The organism is Pseudomonas sp. ZS1P83, from assembly GCF_054897825.1.
In genome coordinates, this window is the sequence record NZ_CM142706.1 from 3,837,320 (window position 1) to 3,858,072 (window position 20,753).

The following is a 20,753-nucleotide window of genomic DNA, read 5'->3' on the forward strand; positions in this document are numbered from 1 at the left end:
TCCACTGCTGATGTTCAGAGTCTAGGCTCAGACGCTCACTTCTGGGTAGGCAAACCCGCCCATTGCACCAACAGCGCCTCCAGCAACAGCACCCGATTGAGGTTGGCTTTGCTCATCACTTTCTGGCGCTGGGCGAGGATCCAGTCCTGGATATTCAGGACTTTGTCCTGGCCGGTTTTCTGCGCCAGGTACTGAATCACCTTGCGCATGTCCGTCAGCCCCAGCCCTTCTTCATCCTGAGTCAGTTGATAGCGCAGGATCAGGCTCGACCAATCGCAGAACCAGTCGAACAGCAGCAACAGCGGAATCGCATTCCAGCCTTCGGCCAATTGTGTTGCCGACTGTTGTTGCTTTAGCAACTTCTTCACGCCATCGACCACCAGCGCTCGCTGCTCACGTACGCCCTGGGCCTGCAAGTTGACGGCGGCCAGTGGCGAACCGGCGGCCAGGGTCAGTAACTCGACGCGCTCTTCTTCCGAGCAGTCCGGCAACGCCTTCGCCAGCCACGCAAGACTCATGGCTTCGCTCGGCAGCGGACAGGCCTGCTGCACGCAACGGCTCTTGATAGTCGGCAACAGACGACTGGTCTGGTGGCTGACCAACAGCAAAACAGTATCGCCGGAAGGTTCTTCAAGGCTTTTAAGCAAGGCGTTGGCGGCGTTGATGTTCATCGACTCGGCCGGCTCGATCAGCACCACTTTGCGGCCGCCCATCTGCGCGGTCTGGACCACGAAACTGACCAGATCACGAACCTGATCGACCTTGATCGCCTTATCGGCTTCTTCCGGTTCCAGAATGTAGTTGTCGGGGTGACTGCCGGCCTTCAGCAACAGACAGGATTTGCATTCGCCGCAAGCATCCTGGGCGGATGGACGCTTACACAGCAAACTGGCCATCAAGCGCTCGGCCAGCGCACGCTTGCCGATCCCGGCCGGCCCCTGCAGCAGATAGGCGTGAGCATGTTCCTTGCGACCGGCCAACTGCTGCCAGAGACTGTCCTGCCACGGATAGGCTTCAGCCACGAGTCAACTCCAGCAAACGCGGCAGCAAGGCATCCAGTGACTGCTGAACCTGCGCCAGCGGCTGGGCGGCATCGACCAGGACATAACGCGCAGGATCCGCTTCGGCACGCTTGAGGAAAGCACTGCGCACCGCATCAAAAAAGGTTCGACCTTCGAGTTCGAAACGATCCAGACGACCGCGAGCGCTGGCGCGGGCCAGGCCCACTTCCACCGGCAGATCGAAAATCAACGTCAGGTCCGGGCGCAGATCGCCCTGGACGAAGGTTTCCAGGGTCGCGATGCGCTCAAGCGACAGGCCGCGACCGCCCCCCTGATAGGCGTAGGTCGAATCGGTGAAGCGATCACACAAGACGACTGCGCCGCGGGCCAGCGCAGGGCGAATCACCTCGGCCAGATGCTGGGCTCGCGCGGCGAACACCAACAGCAATTCAGTGTCCGGGTTCATGACTTCGTCAGCCGGCGCCAGCAGCACTTCGCGGATCCGCTCGGCCAACGGCGTGCCGCCGGGTTCGCGGGTCAGCACGACCTCGATCCCCGCAGCGCGCAGGCGCTCGGCCAGGTATTCGCGATTGGTGCTCTTGCCGGCGCCTTCCGGGCCTTCCAGAGTAATAAACAAGCCAGTCACAGGCAGTCCTTAGTCAGAGTCATTGCGGGCTTTGCGGCGCGGTTGCATCCGGTTCGGGCACAGGTGCAGCAGCGGGTTCTTGAGCAGGTTCTTGCGCCGGCTCCTGTGACGGCTCCCGGGCAGGCGCTTGCGGCTCGGGTGGCGCCGCTTCAGCAGGCTCTTGCTGCGGCACTTGCGGCGGATCCTCGGGGGCGGTATCGGGCGGTGCGGCCGGAATCGGTGCCTGCTCATCCGTCGCCTCTGGCGCCGTGGTCGGCGCGGGGCTGGAGCGGTAGTCGGCGCGGCGCTTGAGCTGGAACTCACGCACAGCGTTATTGTGCGCGCCCAGATCATCGGAGAACACGTGACTGCCGTCACCACGAGCCACGAAATAGAGGCTATTGCCAGCCACCGGATTCAGTGCTGCATGAATCGCTTCGCGGCCAACCATGGCGATCGGGGTCGGCGGCAGGCCCGAAATCATGTAGGTGTTGTACGGGGTCGCTTCCTTGAGATGGGCGCGAGTCAATTTGCCGTTGTAACGATCACCGAGGCCGTAGATCACGGTCGGATCGGTCTGCAACAACATGCCCATTTCCATGCGCCGCACAAACACGCCAGCGATTTGTCCGCGCTCCTGCGGCACACCGGTTTCCTTTTCCACCAGCGAGGCCATGATCAGCGCCTGATAGGGTTCGGTGTACGGCACGTCAGCCGAGCGCTGGCCCCACTCCTTGGAGAGGACTTCGTCGAGGCGGTCGTAGGCTTTTTTCAGCAGCTCAACATCGGTCATGCCACGCACGAAGCGATAGGTGTCAGGGAAGAACCGCCCTTCCGGAAAAATCCCGGTGTGGCCGAGTTTATCCATCACCTCGCTATCGCTCAAACCGTTCAGGGTCTGCTCGAGTTTTTCATCCTTGGCCAGCGCCGCACGGACCTGATGGAAATTCCAGCCTTCGACCAGGGTCAGGCTGTACTGAACCATTTCCCCGCGCTTCCACAGGTCAATCAAGCCCTCGACAGTCATGCCGGGCTGCAGGCGGTATTCACCCTTGTGCAACGGTTGTTTAGCGAGATTGAAGCGCCAATACACGCGAAGCCAAAAAGCATCCTTGATGACGCCATCAGCTTCAAGTCGATAGAAGGTACGGGTGGGTGTCGTGCCTTTTGGCACTTCCAGCAATTCTTCCTGGGTGATGTTCAGCGGTTGTTCCAGCGCCGAATGGATTTTCCAGGCGGAAGCGCCCAGACACAGCCCCGCCAGAACCAATCCGGTTTCCAGCAGCAGCAAGAATTTACGTCTCACGTATCAAGCATCCAGTAGCGCGCGGGCAATGGTTTGGAGTTTACGGGTGAGCGGACCAACCGGCCAGCTCAGTGCTGCATAGGCGCACACAGGCCAAACGCCATACACGCTGTTGCAGACAAAGACTTCATCAGCCCATTGCAGCTGATCGAGGGTGATGTCGGTGATTTGGGTGGGGATCCCCAATGACTCGGCTTGAAACAATAATTCGGCACGCATCACGCCGGCCACGCCACAGCGCTTCAAATCAGCCGTGATCAGCACGCCATTGCGGATCAGGAACAGATTGCTGAACACGCCTTCAATGACGCGCCCGGCCTGATCAAGCATCAAGCCTTCGGCATGATCGGTGTCTTGCCATTCGGAACGGGCGATGACCTGTTCAAGACGGTTCAGGTGTTTGAGTCCGGCGAGCAGAGGCTGTTTGGAAAGCCGCGTCGCACAGGGGAACAGGCGAACACCCTGCTCCGCATTGGCGGCAGGATAAACCGCAGGAGGGTTGCCCAGCATAATGCGTCGCGCCTGAGCCGAAGAATCGGGCGCATAACCGCGCGCGCTTTCGCCACGCGTGACAATGAGCTTGAGCACACCTTCGCCCAACGCTTGGGCATAGGTCAGTAACTCAGTGCACACAGCCGCATGGTCGAGATTAATTGCCAACCGCTGGCAACCTGTGACCAAACGCAGCAGATGCCGATCCAGCAACACCGGAGTGCCGTTGCGCACAGCGATGGTCTCAAACAGACCATCACCATAAGCCAGGCCGCGATCCTTCAGCGACAAAGCGTCAGCCGGCTGACCGTCGACCCAGCTGTCCATCAGTCAGCGAACCGGCGGAACACCAGCGAGCCGTTGGTACCGCCAAACCCGAAGGAGTTGGACAGCACCACATCGATATTCATATTGCGCGCGGTATGCGGTACGAAATCGAGGTCGCAACCTTCGTCTGGCTCATCGAGGTTGATGGTCGGCGGCGCTACCTGACTGTTGATCGCCAGCACACTGAAGATCGCTTCGACCGCGCCCGCCGCACCCAACAGGTGGCCGGTCATGGACTTGGTCGAACTGACCGCCAGTTTGTAAGCGTGATCGCCGAACACCGACTTGATCGCACAGGCTTCGGCAAGGTCGCCCGCCGACGTCGAGGTGCCGTGAGCGTTTACGTACTGAACCTGATCCCCATTGATCTTGGCATCGCGCAATGCATTGGTGATGCAACGCGCAGCACCCGCGCCATCGGCCGGAGGCGAAGTCATGTGGTAGGCATCGCCACTGGTGCCAAAGCCGATTAGCTCGGCGTAGATGGTCGCGCCGCGGGCCTTGGCGTGCTCCAGCTCCTCCAGAACCAGCGCACCGGCGCCATCGGAGAGCACGAAGCCATCACGGCCCTTGTCCCATGGTCGGCTGGCGCGGGTCGGCTCGTCGTTGCGGGTCGACAGTGCGCGGGAGGCTCCGAAGCCGCCCATGCCCAGACCGCAAGCCGCCATCTCGGCACCGCCGGCAATCATCACGTCGGCTTCGTCGTACATGATGTTGCGGGCCGCCATGCCAATGCAGTGCGTACCGGTGGTACACGCAGTGGCGATGGCGTAGTTAGGTCCCTGTGCACCCAGGTGGATGGACAGGAAACCGGAAATCATATTGATGATCGAGCCAGGCACGAAAAACGGGGAAATCCGTCGTGGGCCGGAATCATGCAGCGTGCGGCTGGTTTCTTCGATATTGGTCAGTCCGCCAATACCCGACCCCATGGCCACGCCGATGCGCTCACGGTTGGCGTCGGTGACTTCCAGACCGGCGTTACGAACTGCCTGAAAACCTGCGGCCAGACCGTATTGAATAAACAGGTCGAGCTTTCGAGCTTCCTTGACCGACAGGTATTCCTCGACATTGAAGCCCTTTACCGAGCCGCCAAAACGGGTGGAATAGGCAGAAAGGTCGGTGTGTTCGATCAGACCAATGCCACTGCGGCCAGCCAGAATGCCCTGCCAACTGCTCGGCACATCCGTGCCCAGTGGCGACAACATACCCATACCGGTGACTACGACGCGTCTACGCGACACAGCACTCTCCTTTTTCAAATGACGACTTTGCATCAGGCCTAAAGAAAAAACCGCACGCCGTGATGGCAGTGCGGTTTTTCCATGACAGCAAGCAACGATTACAAGCTATTAAGCCTGGTGGTTAGTAACGTAATCGATTGCGGCTTGTACAGTAGTGATCTTCTCAGCTTCTTCGTCAGGGATTTCGGTCTCGAATTCCTCTTCCAGAGCCATCACCAGCTCAACGGTGTCAAGGGAGTCGGCACCCAGGTCTTCAACGAAGGAAGCAGTGTTGACCACTTCTTCTTCTTTAACGCCCAGTTGCTCAGCAACGATTTTCTTGACGCGCTCTTCGATGGTGCTCATACCTTGTTTTCACTCCTAATGGACAAATTCAGGCAGCTGGCCGGTGGGTAAGTGTATAGAAAGACTTTTCAGTTTTTCAACTGAAAGCTTCACTCCTCAAACCCGGCGGCCCTCCGCCTATAAATAGATTGCAGCTTTATAACGGATTTTAGACAGCTCGTATGACATTTTTTTGAAGCAACCCGTCACATTTAACTCATGTACATCCCGCCGTTCACCGGGATTGTAGCCCCAGTAACATAAGCCGCACCGTCGGATGCAAGAAAAGCGACCACAGACGCGATCTCTTGAGCTTGCCCCAGACGGCCCAGCGGAATCTGCGTCTGCAAGGCTTCACGCTGTGCATCGGGCAGTTCGCGGGTCATATCGGTGTCGATGAACCCAGGAGCCACCGAGTTTACCGTAATCGAACGCGAACCGACTTCACGCGCCAGTGAACGGCTGAAACCTTCCAGACCGGCCTTGGCGGCTGCGTAGTTTACTTGGCCTGCGTTGCCCATGGCACCCACAACCGAGCCAATACTGATAATTCGTCCCCAACGGGCTTTGGTCATGCCGCGCAAAACGCCCTTGGACAGGCGGAACAGACTGTTCAGGTTGGTATCGACAACGTCATGCCATTCGTCATCTTTCATGCGCAACATCAGATTATCGCGGGTGATACCGGCATTGTTGACCAGGATCGCCGGCGCTCCGAACTGCTCCTGAATGCTCGCCAGCACCGCCGCGACAGATTCGTTGCTGGTGACATTGAGTTCCAGACCAGTGCCTTGAATACCGTTTTCCTTCAGGGTAGCGGCAATGCGCTCGGCACCCGAGGCAGATGTCGCGGTGCCGATAACGATGGCCCCCTGACGACCCAATTCCAGGGCGATAGCCTGGCCGATACCGCGGCTCGCGCCGGTGACCAATGCAACTTTACCTTGCAGACTCATGCAGGCTTCTCCTGATTCAGGCCAGCGCTGCGCGGGCGGCAGCGAAGGCGTCGGGGGTATTGAGGTTGGATGTCGACACGCCTTCGGCGCAACGCTTGTTCAGACCAGCCAGTACTTTGCCTGGGCCGCACTCGACCAACTGGGTAGCACCTGTGGCAGCCAGCGCCTGAACCGATTCGACCCAGCGTACAGGCTTGTAAAGCTGCTCAAGCAGATCGCGCTTGAGGGTTTCCAGATCCGCCGGCACGCTGGCGCTGACGTTCTGAACCACGGGAATCTGCGGCGCCTGCCAGTCGATCGCCGCGATCGACTCGGCGAAACGCTCGGCCGCCGGACGCATCAGCTCGCAATGGGACGGCACGCTGACCGGCAACGGCATAGCGCGCTTGGCACCACGAGCCTTGCAGCCTTCGATGGCGCGCTCGACCGCGGCCTTGGCACCGGCGATGACCACTTGGCCAGGGGAGTTGAAGTTGACCGCACTGACCACCTCGCCTTGCGCCGCTTCGGCACAGGCTGCCAGCACATCAGCATCGTCCAGACCGAGAATGGCGGCCATGCCACCCTGCCCGGCCGGAACGGCTTCCTGCATCAACTGACCGCGGCGCTCAACCAGCTTTACCGCGTCGCCCAGGCTCAGACTGCCTGCGGCGACCAAAGCGCTGTATTCGCCCAGGCTGTGACCGGCAACATAAGCCGGACGCGCGCCGCCTTCAGCCAGCCACAGACGCCACAAGGCGATTGAGGCGGTCAGAATGGCCGGTTGGGTTTTATCGGTTTGATTGAGTTGCTCTTCCGGCCCTTGCTGGGTCAGTGCCCACAGGTCGTAACCCAGAGCATCGGAAGCTTCTTTGAACGTTTCGAGGACAACCGGATGTTGCGCGCCCAACTCGGCCAGCATGCCGAGGGACTGCGAACCCTGTCCCGGAAAGACAAATGCGAGGGAAGCAGACATGTAACAAGCCCCTAATGATCTTGTCGTCGGAGAATTGACGTCCCGCTTGGAGGAACGCAAGAAACTGACAGTTGGATGGCAAATTGAACTGAGCGGTCACATTTAAGCATTGTCCGACGAAAACGCCTAAAGCAACAAATCCTCCAGACGACCATGAATGCGTTCCGGCAGGTTTTCCTGGATCTCGATCAAGGCGCGCTGAATCGCACTCTGGAAGCCCTGAACCCCCGCTGAACCATGACTTTTGACCACAATCCCCTGCAAACCAAGGAAGCTTGCGCCGTTATGTCGTGCAGGCGCCAGATCGGCTTGCAAGCGCTTCATCAGTGGCAATGCCAGAGCACCGACCACTTTCGACGCGAGGTTTTTCTTGAACAAGGCTTCGATGCGCCCGGCAATCATAGTCGCCAGTCCTTCGCTGGACTTGAGCAGGATATTGCCGACAAAACCGTCACATACCACCACATCCGCCTCGCCACGGTACACGCCATCACCTTCGACAAAACCGATGTAATTGATGCCCCGAGCGCCCTGCAACAACGTCGCCGCCAGCTTGACCTGCTGATTGCCCTTGATGTCTTCAGTTCCGATGTTCAGCAGCGCCACGCGTGGACGAACGATGCCCAGGGTTTCCGCCGCTACCGACCCCATCACCGCAAACTGCAGCAGATGCTCGGCGCTGCAATCGACATTGGCGCCCAGGTCGAGCAACTGGCAGTAACCCTTCTGCGTCGGAATCGCCGCAACCATCGCTGGCCGATCAATGCCCGGCAAGGTCTTGAGCACGAACCGCGACAACGCCATCAGCGCGCCGGTATTGCCGGCACTGACACAGGCCTGGACCTTGCCGTCTCGTAGTAACTCCAGCGCCACGCGCATCGACGAATCGGGTTTGCCGCGCAAGGCCTGAGCAGGCTTTTCGTCCATGGTGATGACTTCGGACGCCGCCACAATCGACAGGCGCGAGCGATCTACAGCCGATTGGCCAGAGAGCAATTCTTCAAGAAGAGAGGGTTGACCGACGAGGATCAGGTGCAGCGAGGGCGTAGCAGACAGGCAAGCAAGGCTGGCCTGAACAATGCTGCGGGGACCGAAGTCCCCGCCCATTGCGTCAATCGCGATGACTTGAGCAGACAAGTGATTACTCGTCAGCGCCCTTGTCGATCACTTTACGGCCACGGTATACGCCTTCTGGCGATACGTGGTGACGCAGGTGAATTTCACCGGTGGTTTTTTCTACAGACAGAGTGCTTGCCGTCAGGGCGTCGTGCGAACGACGCATGTCACGGGCAGAGCGGGATTTTTTGTTCTGCTGAACAGCCATAATTGATTAACTCCTAAACGTTTGGGTCACGCTTTAACTGCGCCAATACACTGAACGGGTTGGACCGCGTTACCTCGTCCTCGCTCGGTTCGGGCTCATCGAGACCCGCCGGCTGCTGGCATTCTTCCGGATGATGAGCAGGCACAATGGGCAAGGCGAGCAGAAGCTCCTCCTCGATCAGTGACTGCAGATCCAATGGATCTTCGCCCAGTTCCAGCACGTCATAACCTTTCGGCAACGACTGGGTATTCGCACCCTCCTTCACCACAGCATAACTGCATTCGCTATGGATCGGCAGGGTGACCAGCTCAAGACAACGCTGGCAAACCATTTTGACTTCGGTGTCGATAAAGCTGTGGATTACCACAGACTTACGTTCATCTCGTTCAAAAACGAATTTAGCCTGCACCGTACCGACAGTGTCGGAAAGCGGGTCGCAGAGTCTCTCCAAATCGGCCAGCAGCAGTTCACCTTGAAGGGTGGTGCCACGATCAGCCAATTTGCGCGGGTCAACGTGAGGTGGAATCGGGTCATTCAACATAGGCGCAGCATTATAGGGATGCACCCAGCCATGTCAAAGGAAATTCAGCCCTGTCCGTCACTTGGAAGCCTCGCTAGAATTCGCACCTGTCTTCTGGAGATGCGCATGCTGCCTTTATTACTCGCTTCAAGCTCGGTTTATCGCCGGGAATTGCTGGCCCGCTTGCAGCTGCCGTTTACCTGCAGCTCGCCGGATATCGACGAAAGCCATCGCACGGACGAGTCCGCCATCGAGCTGGTAAAGCGCCTCGCCGAGGAAAAAGCACGCGCATTGGCCGGCAGCCACCCCGCTCATCTGATCATCGGCTCCGACCAGGTCGCGGTACTCGGCGACCGGATCATCGGCAAACCGCACACCTTCGAAAAGGCCCGCGAGCAGCTGCTGGCTGCAAGTGGCACCCGCGTGACCTTCCTCACCGGTCTCGCACTGATTAACAGCCAGACCGGCGCCTGCCAAGTCGACTGCGTGCCCTTCACCGTACACATGCGCACACTCGACCCATCGCGCATCGAACGCTACCTGCACGCCGAACAGCCCTACGATTGCGCTGGCAGCTTCAAAGCCGAAGGTTTAGGGGTTAGCCTGTTTCAAAGCACCGAAGGCCCTGACGCCACCAGCCTGATAGGCCTGCCATTGATTCGCCTGGTCGACATGTTGCTGACCGAAGGCGTGCAAATCCCCTGAATGTAAAAAACCGACCACGAGGGTCGGTTTTTCATGCAGCCAGAAGAATCAGCGCAACGAAGGCCCCTGGAAGCCCATCCACATCGCCAGATGCTCAGCCACGCTGGCGCCGAGCTTTTTCGAGAAGCGATCGAACGGCGATTCCTGAACGGTGAAATCCACCAACTCTTTCTCGCCGATCACATCACGCGCCACCGAACTGGCATTCCCCAGACCATCGATCAGACCCAGCGGCAGTGCCTGCTCGCCAGACCAGACCAACCCGGAGAACAGCTCCGGATGCTCTTTATCCTTGAGACGGTCGCCACGGCCCTTTTTCACGCTATTGATGAACTGCTGGTGTGTCGTATCGAGCACGCCCTGCCAGAATTGAGTTTCCTCAGGCTTTTGCGGCTGGAACGGGTCGAGGAACGACTTGTGCTCGCCCGACGTGTAAGTCCGACGCTCGACGCCGAGCTTCTCCATGGTGCCAACAAAGCCGTAACCGGCCGCCGTCACACCAATAGAACCGACCAGACTCGCCTTGTCGGCGTAAATCTGATTGGCCGCGCTGGCGATGTAGTAAGCACCGGAAGCCCCAAGGTCCGAGATCACCGCGTACACCTTGATATCCGGGTGCAAGCCGCGCAGACGGACAATTTCGTCATACACGTAACCCGACTGCACCGGACTGCCGCCCGGACTGTTGATTCGCAGGATGACACCTTTGACCTTCTCGTCCTCGAAAGCCGCACGCAGACTGCCGACGATGTTGTCAGCGCTGGCAGGCTCCTTGTCGGCGATCATGCCGGTCACGTCGATCAGCGCGGTGTAATGGGCACTGCGAGTGGCGGCTTTTTCCATATCCATCAGCGGCGTGAACAGGACCAGCGCACCCAACAGGTACACAAAGGTCAGCAATTTGAAGAAAATCCCCCAGCGACGGGACCGGCGCTGCTCCTGCACGCTGGCCAGCAGGGTCTTTTCCAGCAGCTTCCAGCTTTTCTCGTCACCGCTCTCTGCGCTCGCCTTGGCGGGCGCCTTCCATTCGTCGGTCATGACTTCTCCCCAGCAAAAACGTATTAAGCCCGCTGATTCAGCCAGGCATGCAATTCTGAAAAACGATCAATGGCCAGCCGCGGCTCGAACAGCTTCAGCGCTTCGATGGATTGGGCGCCGTAACTGACCGCCACCGAGTCCATGCCGGCGTTGCGTGCCATCTGCAAGTCAAAGGACGAATCGCCGACCATTAGCGCTTGCTCCGGGCGAACCTCGCAATGGGCGAGGATCTGCTCAAGCATCAGCGGATGGGGTTTGCTGGCGGTTTCGTCGGCCGCGCGGGTGATATCGAAATAACCCTCCCAGCCATGCGCCTTCAGCACCCGATCCAGCCCGCGACGAGCTTTACCGGTTGCGACCGCCAAGTGATAACCATCGGCACGAAACGCCTCCATCGACTCGACAACGCCTTCGAACAACGGCGAAGGCACGGCTTCTGACGCAATGTAGTGATCGGCGTAGTGCTCGCGAAAAGCCATCAGCTCCGCATCGCCAATGTCCGGGTACAAGGTACGAATCGCTTCCGGCAGGCCCAGGCCGATAATGCCTTTGACAGCAAAGTCATCGCACAACTGAAAACCGGAGCGTTCGGACGCAACGTGCATGGCCTCGACAATCCGACCAATGGAATCAGCCAATGTGCCGTCCCAGTCGAAAATCAGCAGCTTGTAGTCAGATGGGTGCACTCAGGCGCTCCACGGTTTTGGCCCACATTTCATCCACGGGCGCCTGCAATTTCAGCTCACCGCCATCGGGCAGCGGCACGGTCAGCATATAGGCGTGCAGAAACAGGCGCTTGCCGCCCAGGTCACGAATTTCTTTACTGAAACCTTCATCACCGTACTTGGTATCGCCAGCGATGCAATGCCCGGCGTGCAGGGTGTGGACGCGGATCTGGTGAGTCCGGCCGGTGATCGGTTTCGCTTCGATCAGGGTCGCAAAGTCGCCAAAGCGACGCAGGACCTTGAACACGGTCACAGACTCCTTGCCCTCCTCCTCGTCGACCTCGACCATGCGCTCGCCGGAGCGCAGATTGCTCTTGCCGAGCGACGCACGAACTTGCTTGATCGAGGCCGCCCAGTTACCGCGAACCAACGCCATATAGCGCTTATCAACGCCATCGCCGCGCAATGCCGTGTGCAAGTGACGCAGCATGCTGCGCTTCTTGGCGATCATCAGCAGGCCGGAGGTGTCACGGTCGAGACGGTGAACCAGCTCGAGCTCCTTGCAATCCGGACGCAACTGACGAAAGGCTTCGATCACCCCGTAAGTCAGGCCGCTGCCGCCATGAACCGCGATGCCACAAGGCTTGTTGATCACGATCAGCGCCTTGTCCTCGAAGACAATCGAGGCTTCGAGGCGCTGCAGCAGGCCTTGGGCCAATGGCACAGGCTCGTCTCGCTCAGGCACGCGAACCGGCGGCACGCGCACGATATCGCCCGCCTGCAGCTTGTATTCGGGCTTGATCCGACCTTTGTTCACCCGCACTTCGCCCTTGCGCAAAATGCGGTAAATCAAGGTCTTGGGCACGCCTTTGAGCCGAGCGAGAAGGAAGTTATCAATACGTTGGCCGGCATATTCCGGCGAGACCTCTAGCAGTTGTACGGCTGGGGTCGAAGGGGCAGTAGTCGTCATGGCGCGAATGATAACAATTTTTTATGGAATTGAAGCACTTAATCATTGCTGCTATAGTCGCGAACGCCGCCAAAAGTGGCCTGGACAGCGGACTAACGGTCAAAAACCGGCCCTGACCAACGCAATTCACGAGGACGAGAGGCCGTCCTACGGGGCTTTCGCTACGAAACGGTAGAGTTTGCAGTTGTAACGAGCGCAGGTGACATGAGGCCTGAAGCATGCCGCAAAGCAGAGTTTTCACTCGCCTTGCGAGCAAATATTCACGGCCAGTTCACAAAGTGCAGTCAGCTACGAACAACCCCGAGCGAACGCTTCGGAAACAACGCCTAAATTAGCCATGATGCGTGACCTCCCCTTTCGGAGCTCACGGTAAATGCCAACCCGCTGCGGATTCTGCGCGCGGCAGCACCCGAATTATCAGGGATACGTGTAGGGTGGAGATGCACAACCGCCGGACTGTGTAGCAATAGGCTTTATCAAGACGCTTCATCTCGTCCACAGCCGCTGGTTGATTCCTCCTCCTGACTGAGTGCTTAAGTAGCCACAGCAAGCAGGACGCGTACGTCGCGACGCCGGCCCAATTGGTCGGGTTCGCTAGACACTGGAGTGTCCAACCACTCCTGACGCACCTGACACCGACCATGAGAAGTCGTGTGTGCCGAACGCCGTTTCCGGCAGCCCGGAAACCGACGGTACTACATGAAAAGAATGCTGATTAACGCAACTCAACCCGAAGAGTTGCGTGTTGCACTGGTAGATGGCCAGCGCCTCTACGACCTGGACATCGAATCCGGTGCACGCGAGCAGAAAAAGGCCAACATCTATAAAGGCCGGATTACTCGCATCGAACCAAGCCTTGAGGCTGCCTTTGTCGATTTCGGCTCTGAGCGCCACGGCTTCCTGCCCCTCAAAGAAATCTCCCGCGAATACTTCAAGAAGGCCCCCGAAGGCCGCGTCAACATCAAGGACGTCCTGAGCGAAGGCCAGGAAGTCATCGTTCAGGTCGAAAAAGAAGAACGTGGCAACAAGGGCGCCGCCCTGACCACTTTCATCAGCCTGGCCGGTCGTTACCTGGTTCTGATGCCGAACAACCCGCGTGCCGGCGGTATCTCCCGTCGCATCGAAGGTGAAGAGCGCAACGAACTGCGTGAAGCCCTGAACGGTCTGGTTGCGCCAGCCGACATGGGTCTGATCGTTCGCACTGCAGGCCTGGGCCGCAGCAGCGAAGAAATGCAGTGGGACCTCGATTACCTGCTGCAACTCTGGACCGCCATCAAAGAAGCTTCGCTGGATCGTTCCGCGCCGTTCCTGATCTACCAGGAAAGCAACGTGATCATCCGCGCCATCCGCGATTACCTGCGCCAGGACATCGGCGAAGTGCTGATCGACAGCGTTGAAGCCCAGGACGAAGCCCTGACCTTCATCCGCCAGGTGATGCCGCAGTACGCCAGCAAGATCAAACTGTACGAAGACAGCGTTCCGCTGTTCAACCGTTTCCAGATCGAAAGCCAGATCGAGACCGCTTTCCAGCGCGTCGTTGAACTGCCTTCCGGTGGTTCTATCGTTATCGATCCGACCGAAGCCCTGGTGTCCATCGACATCAACTCGGCGCGCGCCACCAAAGGCAGCGACATCGAAGAAACCGCCCTGCAGACCAACCTTGAAGCCGCCGAAGAAATCGCCCGCCAGTTGCGCTTGCGCGACATCGGCGGCCTGATCGTCATCGACTTCATCGACATGACCCCTGCCAAGAACCAGCGCGCCGTGGAAGAGAAAGTCCGCGAATGCCTGGAAGCCGACCGCGCTCGCGTGCAAGTCGGTCGCATCTCGCGCTTCGGCCTGCTGGAAATGTCCCGTCAGCGCCTGCGTCCATCGCTGGGCGAAAGCAGCGGCATCGTGTGCCCGCGTTGCAACGGTACCGGCATCATCCGTGACGTTGAATCGCTGTCGCTGGCGATCCTGCGCCTGATCGAAGAAGAAGCCCTGAAAGACCGCACCGCCGAAGTTCGTGCTCAAGTGCCGATTCCGGTGGCTGCGTTCCTGCTCAATGAAAAACGCAACTCGATCACCAAGATCGAACTGCGCACCCGTGCCCGCATCGTCATTCTGCCGAACGATCACCTCGAAACGCCGCACTTCGAAGTTCAGCGTCTGCGCGATGACAGCCCGGAAGCCAGCATCAATCAGTCCAGCTACGAAATCGCTGCTGCCGCTGCCGACGTCGAAGAAGTCCAGCCAGCCGCTGCGACCCGCACCCTGGTTCGCCAGGAAGCCGCGGTCAAGACGGCTCCGGCCCGCGCCAACGCCCCGGTTCCGACCGAAGTCGTCGCCGCTCCGGTGGCTGCACCGGCCGCCGCGCCTGAGCCAAGCCTGTTCAAAGGCCTGGTGAAGTCGCTGGTCAGCCTGTTTGCGACCAAGGAAGAACCTGCTGCTCCGGTTGTGGTTGAAAAACCGGCCGCCGAACGTCCGGCCCGCAACGAAGAGCGTCGCAACGGTCGTCAGCAGAGCCGCAACCGTAACGGTCGCCGCGATGAAGAGCGCAAGCCTCGTGAGGAACGTGCACCGCGTGAAGAACGCGCACCACGTGAACCCCGCGAAGAAACTCCAGCAGTTCCAACAGTAGCCCGCGAAGAACGCGCTCCACGTGCTCCTCGTGAGGAACGTGCACCGCGCGCTCCTCGCGAAGATCGCAAGCCACGCGGCGATCGTGAAGAGCGTCCGGTTCGTGAACTGCGTGAACCTCTGGATGGCGCTCCGGCCGCCGCTGCTACCGCTGAAGAGCGTCCAGCTCGTCAGCCACGTGAAGAACGTGCTCCACGCCCACCGCGTGAAGAACGTCAGCCACGTGCCGAACAAGCCGCTGCCGCAGTCGCTGAAGAAGAGCTGACTACCAACGAAGAGCAACTGCAGGAAGACGGTCAGGAAGGCGCCGAAGGCGATCGTCCACGCCGCCGTTCCCGTGGCCAGCGTCGTCGCAGCAACCGTCGTGAGCGTCAGCGTGATGCCAACGGTAATGTGATCGAAGGTTCGGAAGAATCCGAGTCCGCCGAAGGTAACGACGCTACCGACACCAACGAAGCGCCAAGCGCTGCCGATCTGGCCGCCGGCCTGGCTGTTACCGCAGCCGTTGCCAGCACCGTGATCAGCGCTCCAGCCGAAGCACAGGCTAACGAGCAAGCCGAACGCGCTACTGCTGCCACCCTGGAAACTGCTCCAGTGGAAGCGCCAGTGGTTGAAGCAACGACTCCGGTCGAAGCCACCGCCGCTCCGGAAATCGAAGTGGCCCCGGTTCGTGAAGCACAGCCTGTATACGAAGCTGAGCCAGTGGTTGCCGCAGAACCGGTTGTCGAAACATCAACCGAAACAGTGACCGAAGCTGTCCGTGAAGTTCGCGAAGAGCAAACCGCGTTCAACTGGGTTGCCGAGCCAGCAGCCGCCGAAGCGCCAGAAGCCGAGGCCATGGTTTCCGAGCCAGTGGTTGCTGCTGCCGAGCCTGCTCCGGTGGTTGAAGCGCCGGTTGTTGCCGAAGTGGCTGCACCGGAAGTCGAAGCCGCCCCTGTCAGCGCGCTGACGCCAAGTGGCCGTGCGCCGAATGACCCTCGTGAAGTGCGTCGCCGCCAGCGTGAAGCCGAGCGTCTGCAGAAGGAAGCTGAACTGGCTACCGTTGCTGCTCCGGTTGAAGCGGTCGAAGCTTATGAGCCAGCACCGGTTGTTGCTGAAGAGGTTGAGGCAGTTCCTGCTCCAACTGAACCGGCTGCATCGGTGATCGACGAAGCGCCGCGCTCCGTTCAGGAAGCGGTAGAGCAACACGAGCAAGCCCTGGAAAAAGAACACGAGCCTAAACCTCTCGTCTGATTCCATCGGCCATTGAAAAGCCCCGCTTGGTGATCCAGGCGGGGCTTTTTTATGCCGATCGTTCCCACGCACAGCAAAGGAATGCCTCTACGGACGCTCCGCGTTCGGCTGCGAAAGGGACGCGGAGCGTCCCGGGCTGCATTCCCACGCAGAGCATGGGAACGATCATTACCGGTAGATCAGCGCCTCAGGAACATCCACATCCCACAACACCCCTGGATCGTCCACCGCCACCTCGACCACCCTAGCCTGCGCAAACAACGCCTTGGCCCCACGATCACCGGACAATGCCATCAACGCCGGACCAAAGCTGCGCCCAAATCCCACCGGATGCCCATATTCCCCCCCATACACCGGCACACTGACGGCGTCATCGGTAATTCCCGCCACCACCCGCTCGATACTCGACGGCAAGATAAACGGCATATCTCCCAGCACAATCAGCCAGCCACTAAGTTGCGGACAGGCCGCCACCCCGGCCGCGATGCTGTCTCCCATCCCCGTCGACTCGATCAGCACAATCTCGCAGCCATAGGCCTGGGCCATACGACTCACTTGCGGGCGATCGTCGGTGGTCACCAGGACGCACTTCTCAAGGGAGCCCGGCAAATTCACCAGCACTTGCTCGATCACCGAACAAACAGTTCCATCACGCCCCGTACAATCCGCCAGAAGCTTGTCCTTCTCGGCACCTGCTGCTTGCCGAAACCGACTGCCCTGCCCCGCCGCCAGGACGATGACGCCGATGGGTTCACTCATACAACCTCCTGCAACAGCTTCTTCTGCTTAAGCTCGACGCCGTTCTTGATCGCCACGATCTCGGCCAGTAGCGACAAGGCGATTTCCGCCGGAGTGTGGCTGCCAATGTGCAAACCAATCGGGCCATGCAGCCGCTCGATGGCCTGCTGTGACAAGCCTAGCTGAGCCAGATTCTCCCGGCGCTTCAAGCTGTTGATCCGCGAGCCCAGTGCACCAACATAAAACGCCTTGGAGTCCAGGGCCGTGAGCAGTGCCATGTCATCCAGTCGAGGATCGTGGGTCAGTGCGACGATGGCCGTACGCTCGTCTGTCTGGATGTTGAGCACCGCTTCATCGGGCATGCCCGATACAAATCGCCCGTGTTGCTCTTCCCAACCGTAAACGAACTCGGTGCGCGGGTCGCAGATCAGTACCTCAAAATCCAGCAGCCGCGCCATCTCGGCGACATAACGGGACAGTTGCCCGGCGCCGATCAGCAACAAGCGCCAACGCGGGCCGTAGATGGCGCGCAAGGTCTGCCCGTCAAACGTCAGCACATCATTTTTGTTGGCCGGTTGCAAAACCACTTCACCGCTCTCGATATTCAGCGCTCGCGCAACGATTTCATGCGCCTCGCAACGCGCCAGCAACTCGGCGACCCAAGCCGGGTCGCCGACTCGCTCCTCGGTCAGGCGCAAGGTGCCACCGCACGGCAAACCGAAACGTGCCGCCTCCTCACGGGTGACGCCGTAAGTGATCAACTGCACCGGCGGCCCATCGGCTGGAATACGACCGTCGTGCAGCCGGGCAATCAAATCGTCTTCGACACACCCGCCGGACACCGAGCCAATCACCACGCCGTCTTTACGCAAGGCCAGCATGGCGCCAGGCGCCCGAGGCGCGGTGCCCCAGGTCTGGACCACGCTGTACAACACCACCCGCTGACCGGCGCGGCGCCATTCCAGCACGCTGCGCAGGACGTTCAGATCAACGCTGTCCATCAGGCCTGCGCCTTCTGCCAACCTTGCAGCTGATAGCGAACCGGCAGGTCGCGGATCGCCCAGAGCAGCGCTATGTCCGCGGTGACATCGAGTTGATGGTCTTGAGCATTGAGCTTCAGGGTAATCATGGGCCCGCCCGCATAGCTTTTGATGGAGCAAACGTTTGCATCGTTAGTTGGCTAAGTTAACCCGGTATTAACAAAAAAGCCCTGCACAGTTGAAGGTGTGCAGGGCTTTGAAATCAGTCTTGAAAGCATAGCTTCAATACCGATTGGGCTCCATTTCCAGGTCGACATGAAAACGTTCTGAAATGTCTTTCTGGATGCGTTGCGCCAGGTTCAGCAATTGCAGACCGGTCGCGTTGCCGTAGTTGACCAGCACCAACGCCTGCAATTTATGCACGCCGGCATCGGCATCACGGAAACCTTTCCAGCCAGCCCGTTCGATCAGCCAGCCTGCCGCCAGTTTCATTTGTCCGTTGGGTTGTGCGTAGGCCACTAAGTCCGGGTATTGCGCCTTGAGTTGTGCAACGAGTGCAGCGGGCACCAACGGATTTTTGAAGAAGCTGCCGGCATTGCCCAGCACCGCCGGGTCCGGGAGCTTTTCATTGCGGATACTGCAAATCGCCTGGCTGACGTCGGTGGCGGTCGGGTGATCGATGCCTTGCTCGGTCAGGCGCTGACGAACCGGGCCGTACTCCAGATGCAGGTGCGCGGCGCGGTCCAGGATGAATCGTACCCGCAGGATCAACCAGCGCCCCGGTTGCTGTTTGAATAGGCTGTCGCGGTAGGCGAAGTTGCATTCTTCCAGGGTGAAGTCCCGCAGTTCGCCGCTCTTGCGATCCAAAGCCGTCAGGCCGGCGAAAACATCCTTGATCTCCACACCATAGGCGCCGATGTTCTGCATCGGTGCCGCGCCGACGGTGCCGGGGATCAGGCTGAGGTTTTCCAGACCGGACAAACCCTGCGCCAGCGTGTGCTGCACGAACGGATGCCACGGCTCACCCGCCTCGGCTTCTATAACGACCTTGCTGCCGTCATCACTCAGGATGCGAATCCCGCGCGTGGCCATGCGCAGCACCAGCGACTGGATATCGGCCGTCAGCAGCAGGTTGCTGCCCCCGCCAATCACCAGCAGCGGCACGTCATGTTCCGCCGCATAGGCCAGGGCTTCACGCACGTCAGCATCGCTATGGGCTTCGGCAAATAACCGGGCTTGAACGTCGACACCAAAACTGTTGAACGGTTTCAGCGAAACCCGGGCCTGTACCTGCAAACTCATAACCGTCCCTTCAATTCGATCACCAGCAAATCACTGGCGCGCTCGATCAGGTCCAGCACCTGCTCAAAGCCTTGGTCGCCGTCGTAATACGGATCGGGCACTTCATCGATTTCCGACTGATAGCGACGCAGGAACAGATCCAGTTCGGCCTTACCCTTGAAAGGTTGCAGGGCCTTGAGGTTGCGCAGATTGCTGTTGTCCATCGCCAGAATCAGGTCGTAGGTGGCGAAATCCGCACGATTCACTTGCTGGGCGCGCTGAGCGGACAGGTCATAACCGCGCAGTTTCGCCGCAGCCTGGCTGCGCTTGTCCGGGGCCTTGCCAACGTGCCAGTCACCGGTGCCGGCGGAGGCGACTTCGATTTGATCGGCCAGCCCCGCTTCGCACAGTTTGTGTCGCAGCACGCCTTCGGCCGTGGGTGAACGGCAGATGTTGCCCAGGCAAACGAACAAAACCCGCATCAGGCCTCCAGCAGGCGACGAACGCGCTCGAGGTCTTCAACGGTGTCAACGCCGGAGGGCGGTGCGATCAGCGCGTCGGCGACGTGAATCCGCACGCCGTGCCACAGCGCACGCAGCTGTTCCAGGGATTCGGTGTTTTCCAGCCAGCATGGGCCCCAGCTGACGAAGTCATGCAGGAAACCGGCGCGGTAGGCATAAATGCCGATGTGGCGACGATACGGCACGCCTTCCGGCAATTGCTCGCGGCTGTTGGCAAACGCGTCCCGAGCCCACGGCAACGTGGCACGACTGAAGGTCAGCGCCAGGCCATTGAGGTCGCTGACAACCTTGACCACGTTGGGGTTGAACAGGGTTTCCACGTCTTCGATCGGCTCGGCCAACGTGGCCATGCGCGCTTCGGTGTGAGCGGCCAGGTTGGCAGCCACCTGATCGATCACGCTCGGCGGGATCAACGGTTCGTCGCCCTGAACGTTGACCACAATGGCGTCCGGCGCCAGGCCCAGTTTCGTGGCGACTTCGGCCAGGCGATCGGTACCGGAATTGTGATCTTCGCGGGTCAGCACCACTTCGGCGCCAAACCCTTTGCAGGCCTCAACGATGCGCGCATCGTCAGTGGCGACCACCACGCGCTGGGCGCTGCTTTTGCTCGCCTGTTCCCAGACGTGCTGGATCATCGGCTTGCCGGCGATCAGCAGCAACGGCTTGCCCGGCAAGCGGGTGGAGGCGTAACGCGATGGAATGACAACGGTAAAGGCTGTGGTCATTTATCCAGACGCTCGTCGGTGGTCAGGGTACGGGCTTCGGTTTCGAGCATCACCGGGATGCCGTCGCGAATCGGGTAGGCGAGACCTGCGCCCTTGCTGATCAGCTCGGTTTTGTCGGCACTGAGCTTGAGCGGGCCTTTGCAGACCGGGCAAGCGAGGATATCGAGCAATTTGGTGTCCATGAGCATTCCCTGGATAAAA

General features: G+C 59.6%; 22 protein-coding genes and 1 pseudogene. 2 read left to right on the top strand and 21 right to left on the bottom strand.

Annotated features, from left to right (window positions below; genetic code table 11):
* Positions 1-35: 35 nt before the first annotated feature.
* The 11 genes from ACYZT0_RS18285 to ACYZT0_RS18335 all read right to left on the bottom strand — a co-directional run bounded on the left by ACYZT0_RS18285 (position 36) and on the right by ACYZT0_RS18335 (position 9,095).
* Positions 36-1,022 (bottom strand): DNA polymerase III subunit delta', encoded by a 987-nt coding sequence (locus ACYZT0_RS18285; protein WP_462042418.1) that lies wholly within the window; start codon positions 1,020-1,022, stop codon positions 36-38.
* Positions 1,015-1,647: a dTMP kinase gene (gene tmk / locus ACYZT0_RS18290; RefSeq protein ID WP_462042419.1), complete on the bottom strand. Its 633-nt coding sequence runs from the start codon at positions 1,645-1,647 to the stop codon at positions 1,015-1,017. Before tmk ends, ACYZT0_RS18285 begins: the two co-directional genes overlap by 8 nt.
* A gap of 19 nt (positions 1,648-1,666) precedes the next feature.
* Positions 1,667-2,932 carry an endolytic transglycosylase MltG gene (gene mltG / locus ACYZT0_RS18295; RefSeq protein ID WP_462042420.1) on the bottom strand — a complete coding sequence of 422 codons (1,266 nt, stop codon included), beginning with the start codon at positions 2,930-2,932 and terminating at the stop codon, positions 1,667-1,669.
* Between the two features lie 3 nt (positions 2,933-2,935).
* On the bottom strand, positions 2,936-3,751 hold the full coding sequence (gene pabC / locus ACYZT0_RS18300) for an aminodeoxychorismate lyase (protein WP_462042421.1): 816 nt from the start codon (positions 3,749-3,751) through the stop codon (positions 2,936-2,938).
* Entirely contained in the window at positions 3,751-4,995 is a 1,245-nt protein-coding gene (fabF, locus tag ACYZT0_RS18305; protein WP_282375707.1) for a beta-ketoacyl-ACP synthase II, read from the bottom strand. Before fabF ends, pabC begins: the two co-directional genes overlap by 1 nt.
* Positions 4,996-5,103: 108 nt before the next feature.
* Positions 5,104-5,340, bottom strand: a complete 237-nt coding sequence (gene acpP / locus ACYZT0_RS18310) for an acyl carrier protein (RefSeq protein WP_003442511.1) — start codon at positions 5,338-5,340, stop codon at positions 5,104-5,106.
* Between the two features lie 191 nt (positions 5,341-5,531).
* Positions 5,532-6,275, bottom strand: coding sequence for a 3-oxoacyl-ACP reductase FabG (gene fabG, locus ACYZT0_RS18315; RefSeq protein ID WP_462042422.1), 744 nt, complete (start codon positions 6,273-6,275; stop codon positions 5,532-5,534).
* A 16-nt stretch (positions 6,276-6,291) separates the two neighbouring features.
* Positions 6,292-7,230, bottom strand: coding sequence for an ACP S-malonyltransferase (fabD, locus tag ACYZT0_RS18320; RefSeq protein ID WP_462042423.1), 939 nt, complete (start codon positions 7,228-7,230; stop codon positions 6,292-6,294).
* Between the two features lie 126 nt (positions 7,231-7,356).
* Positions 7,357-8,367 (bottom strand): phosphate acyltransferase PlsX, encoded by a 1,011-nt coding sequence (gene plsX / locus ACYZT0_RS18325; RefSeq protein ID WP_462042424.1) that lies wholly within the window; start codon positions 8,365-8,367, stop codon positions 7,357-7,359.
* Positions 8,368-8,371: 4 nt separating this feature from the next.
* Positions 8,372-8,554, bottom strand: a complete 183-nt coding sequence (gene rpmF, locus ACYZT0_RS18330) for a 50S ribosomal protein L32 (RefSeq protein ID WP_008152339.1) — start codon at positions 8,552-8,554, stop codon at positions 8,372-8,374.
* Positions 8,555-8,567: 13 nt separating this feature from the next.
* Positions 8,568-9,095 carry a YceD family protein gene (locus tag ACYZT0_RS18335; RefSeq protein ID WP_004371317.1) on the bottom strand — a complete coding sequence of 176 codons (528 nt, stop codon included), beginning with the start codon at positions 9,093-9,095 and terminating at the stop codon, positions 8,568-8,570.
* Positions 9,096-9,200: 105 nt separating this feature from the next.
* Between ACYZT0_RS18335 and ACYZT0_RS18340 the strand changes: the two genes are divergently transcribed.
* Complete coding sequence (locus tag ACYZT0_RS18340; protein ID WP_462042425.1) at positions 9,201-9,779, top strand: Maf family protein; 579 nt, start codon at positions 9,201-9,203, stop codon at positions 9,777-9,779.
* A 48-nt stretch (positions 9,780-9,827) separates the two neighbouring features.
* Here ACYZT0_RS18340 and sppA read toward each other — a convergent pair whose 3' ends face one another.
* Genes sppA through rluC form a run of 3 tightly spaced genes read right to left on the bottom strand, consistent with a single transcriptional unit; the run spans position 9,828 to position 12,452 of the window.
* Positions 9,828-10,817 carry a signal peptide peptidase SppA gene (gene sppA, locus ACYZT0_RS18345; protein ID WP_462042426.1) on the bottom strand — a complete coding sequence of 330 codons (990 nt, stop codon included), beginning with the start codon at positions 10,815-10,817 and terminating at the stop codon, positions 9,828-9,830.
* A 23-nt stretch (positions 10,818-10,840) separates the two neighbouring features.
* Positions 10,841-11,503: an HAD-IA family hydrolase gene (locus ACYZT0_RS18350; RefSeq protein WP_462042427.1), complete on the bottom strand. Its 663-nt coding sequence runs from the start codon at positions 11,501-11,503 to the stop codon at positions 10,841-10,843.
* Entirely contained in the window at positions 11,490-12,452 is a 963-nt protein-coding gene (gene rluC, locus ACYZT0_RS18355; RefSeq protein ID WP_046049069.1) for a 23S rRNA pseudouridine(955/2504/2580) synthase RluC, read from the bottom strand. Before rluC ends, ACYZT0_RS18350 begins: the two co-directional genes overlap by 14 nt.
* A gap of 699 nt (positions 12,453-13,151) precedes the next feature.
* Between rluC and rne the strand changes: the two genes are divergently transcribed.
* On the top strand, positions 13,152-16,307 hold the full coding sequence (gene rne, locus ACYZT0_RS18360; RefSeq protein WP_462042428.1) for a ribonuclease E: 3,156 nt from the start codon (positions 13,152-13,154) through the stop codon (positions 16,305-16,307).
* A gap of 168 nt (positions 16,308-16,475) precedes the next feature.
* Here rne and ACYZT0_RS18365 read toward each other — a convergent pair whose 3' ends face one another.
* The 7 genes and pseudogenes from ACYZT0_RS18365 to ACYZT0_RS18395 form a co-directional block, all read right to left on the bottom strand.
* Positions 16,476-17,066: a nucleotidyltransferase family protein gene (locus ACYZT0_RS18365; RefSeq protein ID WP_462042429.1), complete on the bottom strand. Its 591-nt coding sequence runs from the start codon at positions 17,064-17,066 to the stop codon at positions 16,476-16,478.
* The gene (locus ACYZT0_RS18370) at positions 17,063-18,046 is read right to left on the bottom strand and encodes an XdhC family protein (RefSeq protein WP_462042430.1); all 984 of its coding nucleotides are present in this window, start codon (positions 18,044-18,046) and stop codon (positions 17,063-17,065) included. Before ACYZT0_RS18370 ends, ACYZT0_RS18365 begins: the two co-directional genes overlap by 4 nt.
* Positions 18,047-18,090: 44 nt before the next feature.
* Positions 18,091-18,174: pseudogene (locus ACYZT0_RS18375) on the bottom strand ((2Fe-2S)-binding protein); the annotation flags it as partial.
* A gap of 133 nt (positions 18,175-18,307) precedes the next feature.
* The gene (gene murB, locus ACYZT0_RS18380) at positions 18,308-19,327 is read right to left on the bottom strand and encodes a UDP-N-acetylmuramate dehydrogenase (RefSeq protein WP_462042431.1); all 1,020 of its coding nucleotides are present in this window, start codon (positions 19,325-19,327) and stop codon (positions 18,308-18,310) included.
* Positions 19,324-19,788, bottom strand: coding sequence for a low molecular weight protein-tyrosine-phosphatase (locus ACYZT0_RS18385; protein WP_462042432.1), 465 nt, complete (start codon positions 19,786-19,788; stop codon positions 19,324-19,326). The genes murB and ACYZT0_RS18385 overlap by 4 nt, the downstream gene beginning before the upstream one ends.
* The gene (kdsB, locus tag ACYZT0_RS18390) at positions 19,788-20,552 is read right to left on the bottom strand and encodes a 3-deoxy-manno-octulosonate cytidylyltransferase (protein ID WP_462042433.1); all 765 of its coding nucleotides are present in this window, start codon (positions 20,550-20,552) and stop codon (positions 19,788-19,790) included. The genes ACYZT0_RS18385 and kdsB overlap by 1 nt, the downstream gene beginning before the upstream one ends.
* A complete protein-coding gene (locus tag ACYZT0_RS18395) occupies positions 20,549-20,734 on the bottom strand; it encodes a Trm112 family protein (protein ID WP_007945752.1) in 186 nt (61 codons plus the stop codon). Before ACYZT0_RS18395 ends, kdsB begins: the two co-directional genes overlap by 4 nt.
* Positions 20,735-20,753: the final 19 nt, after the last annotated feature.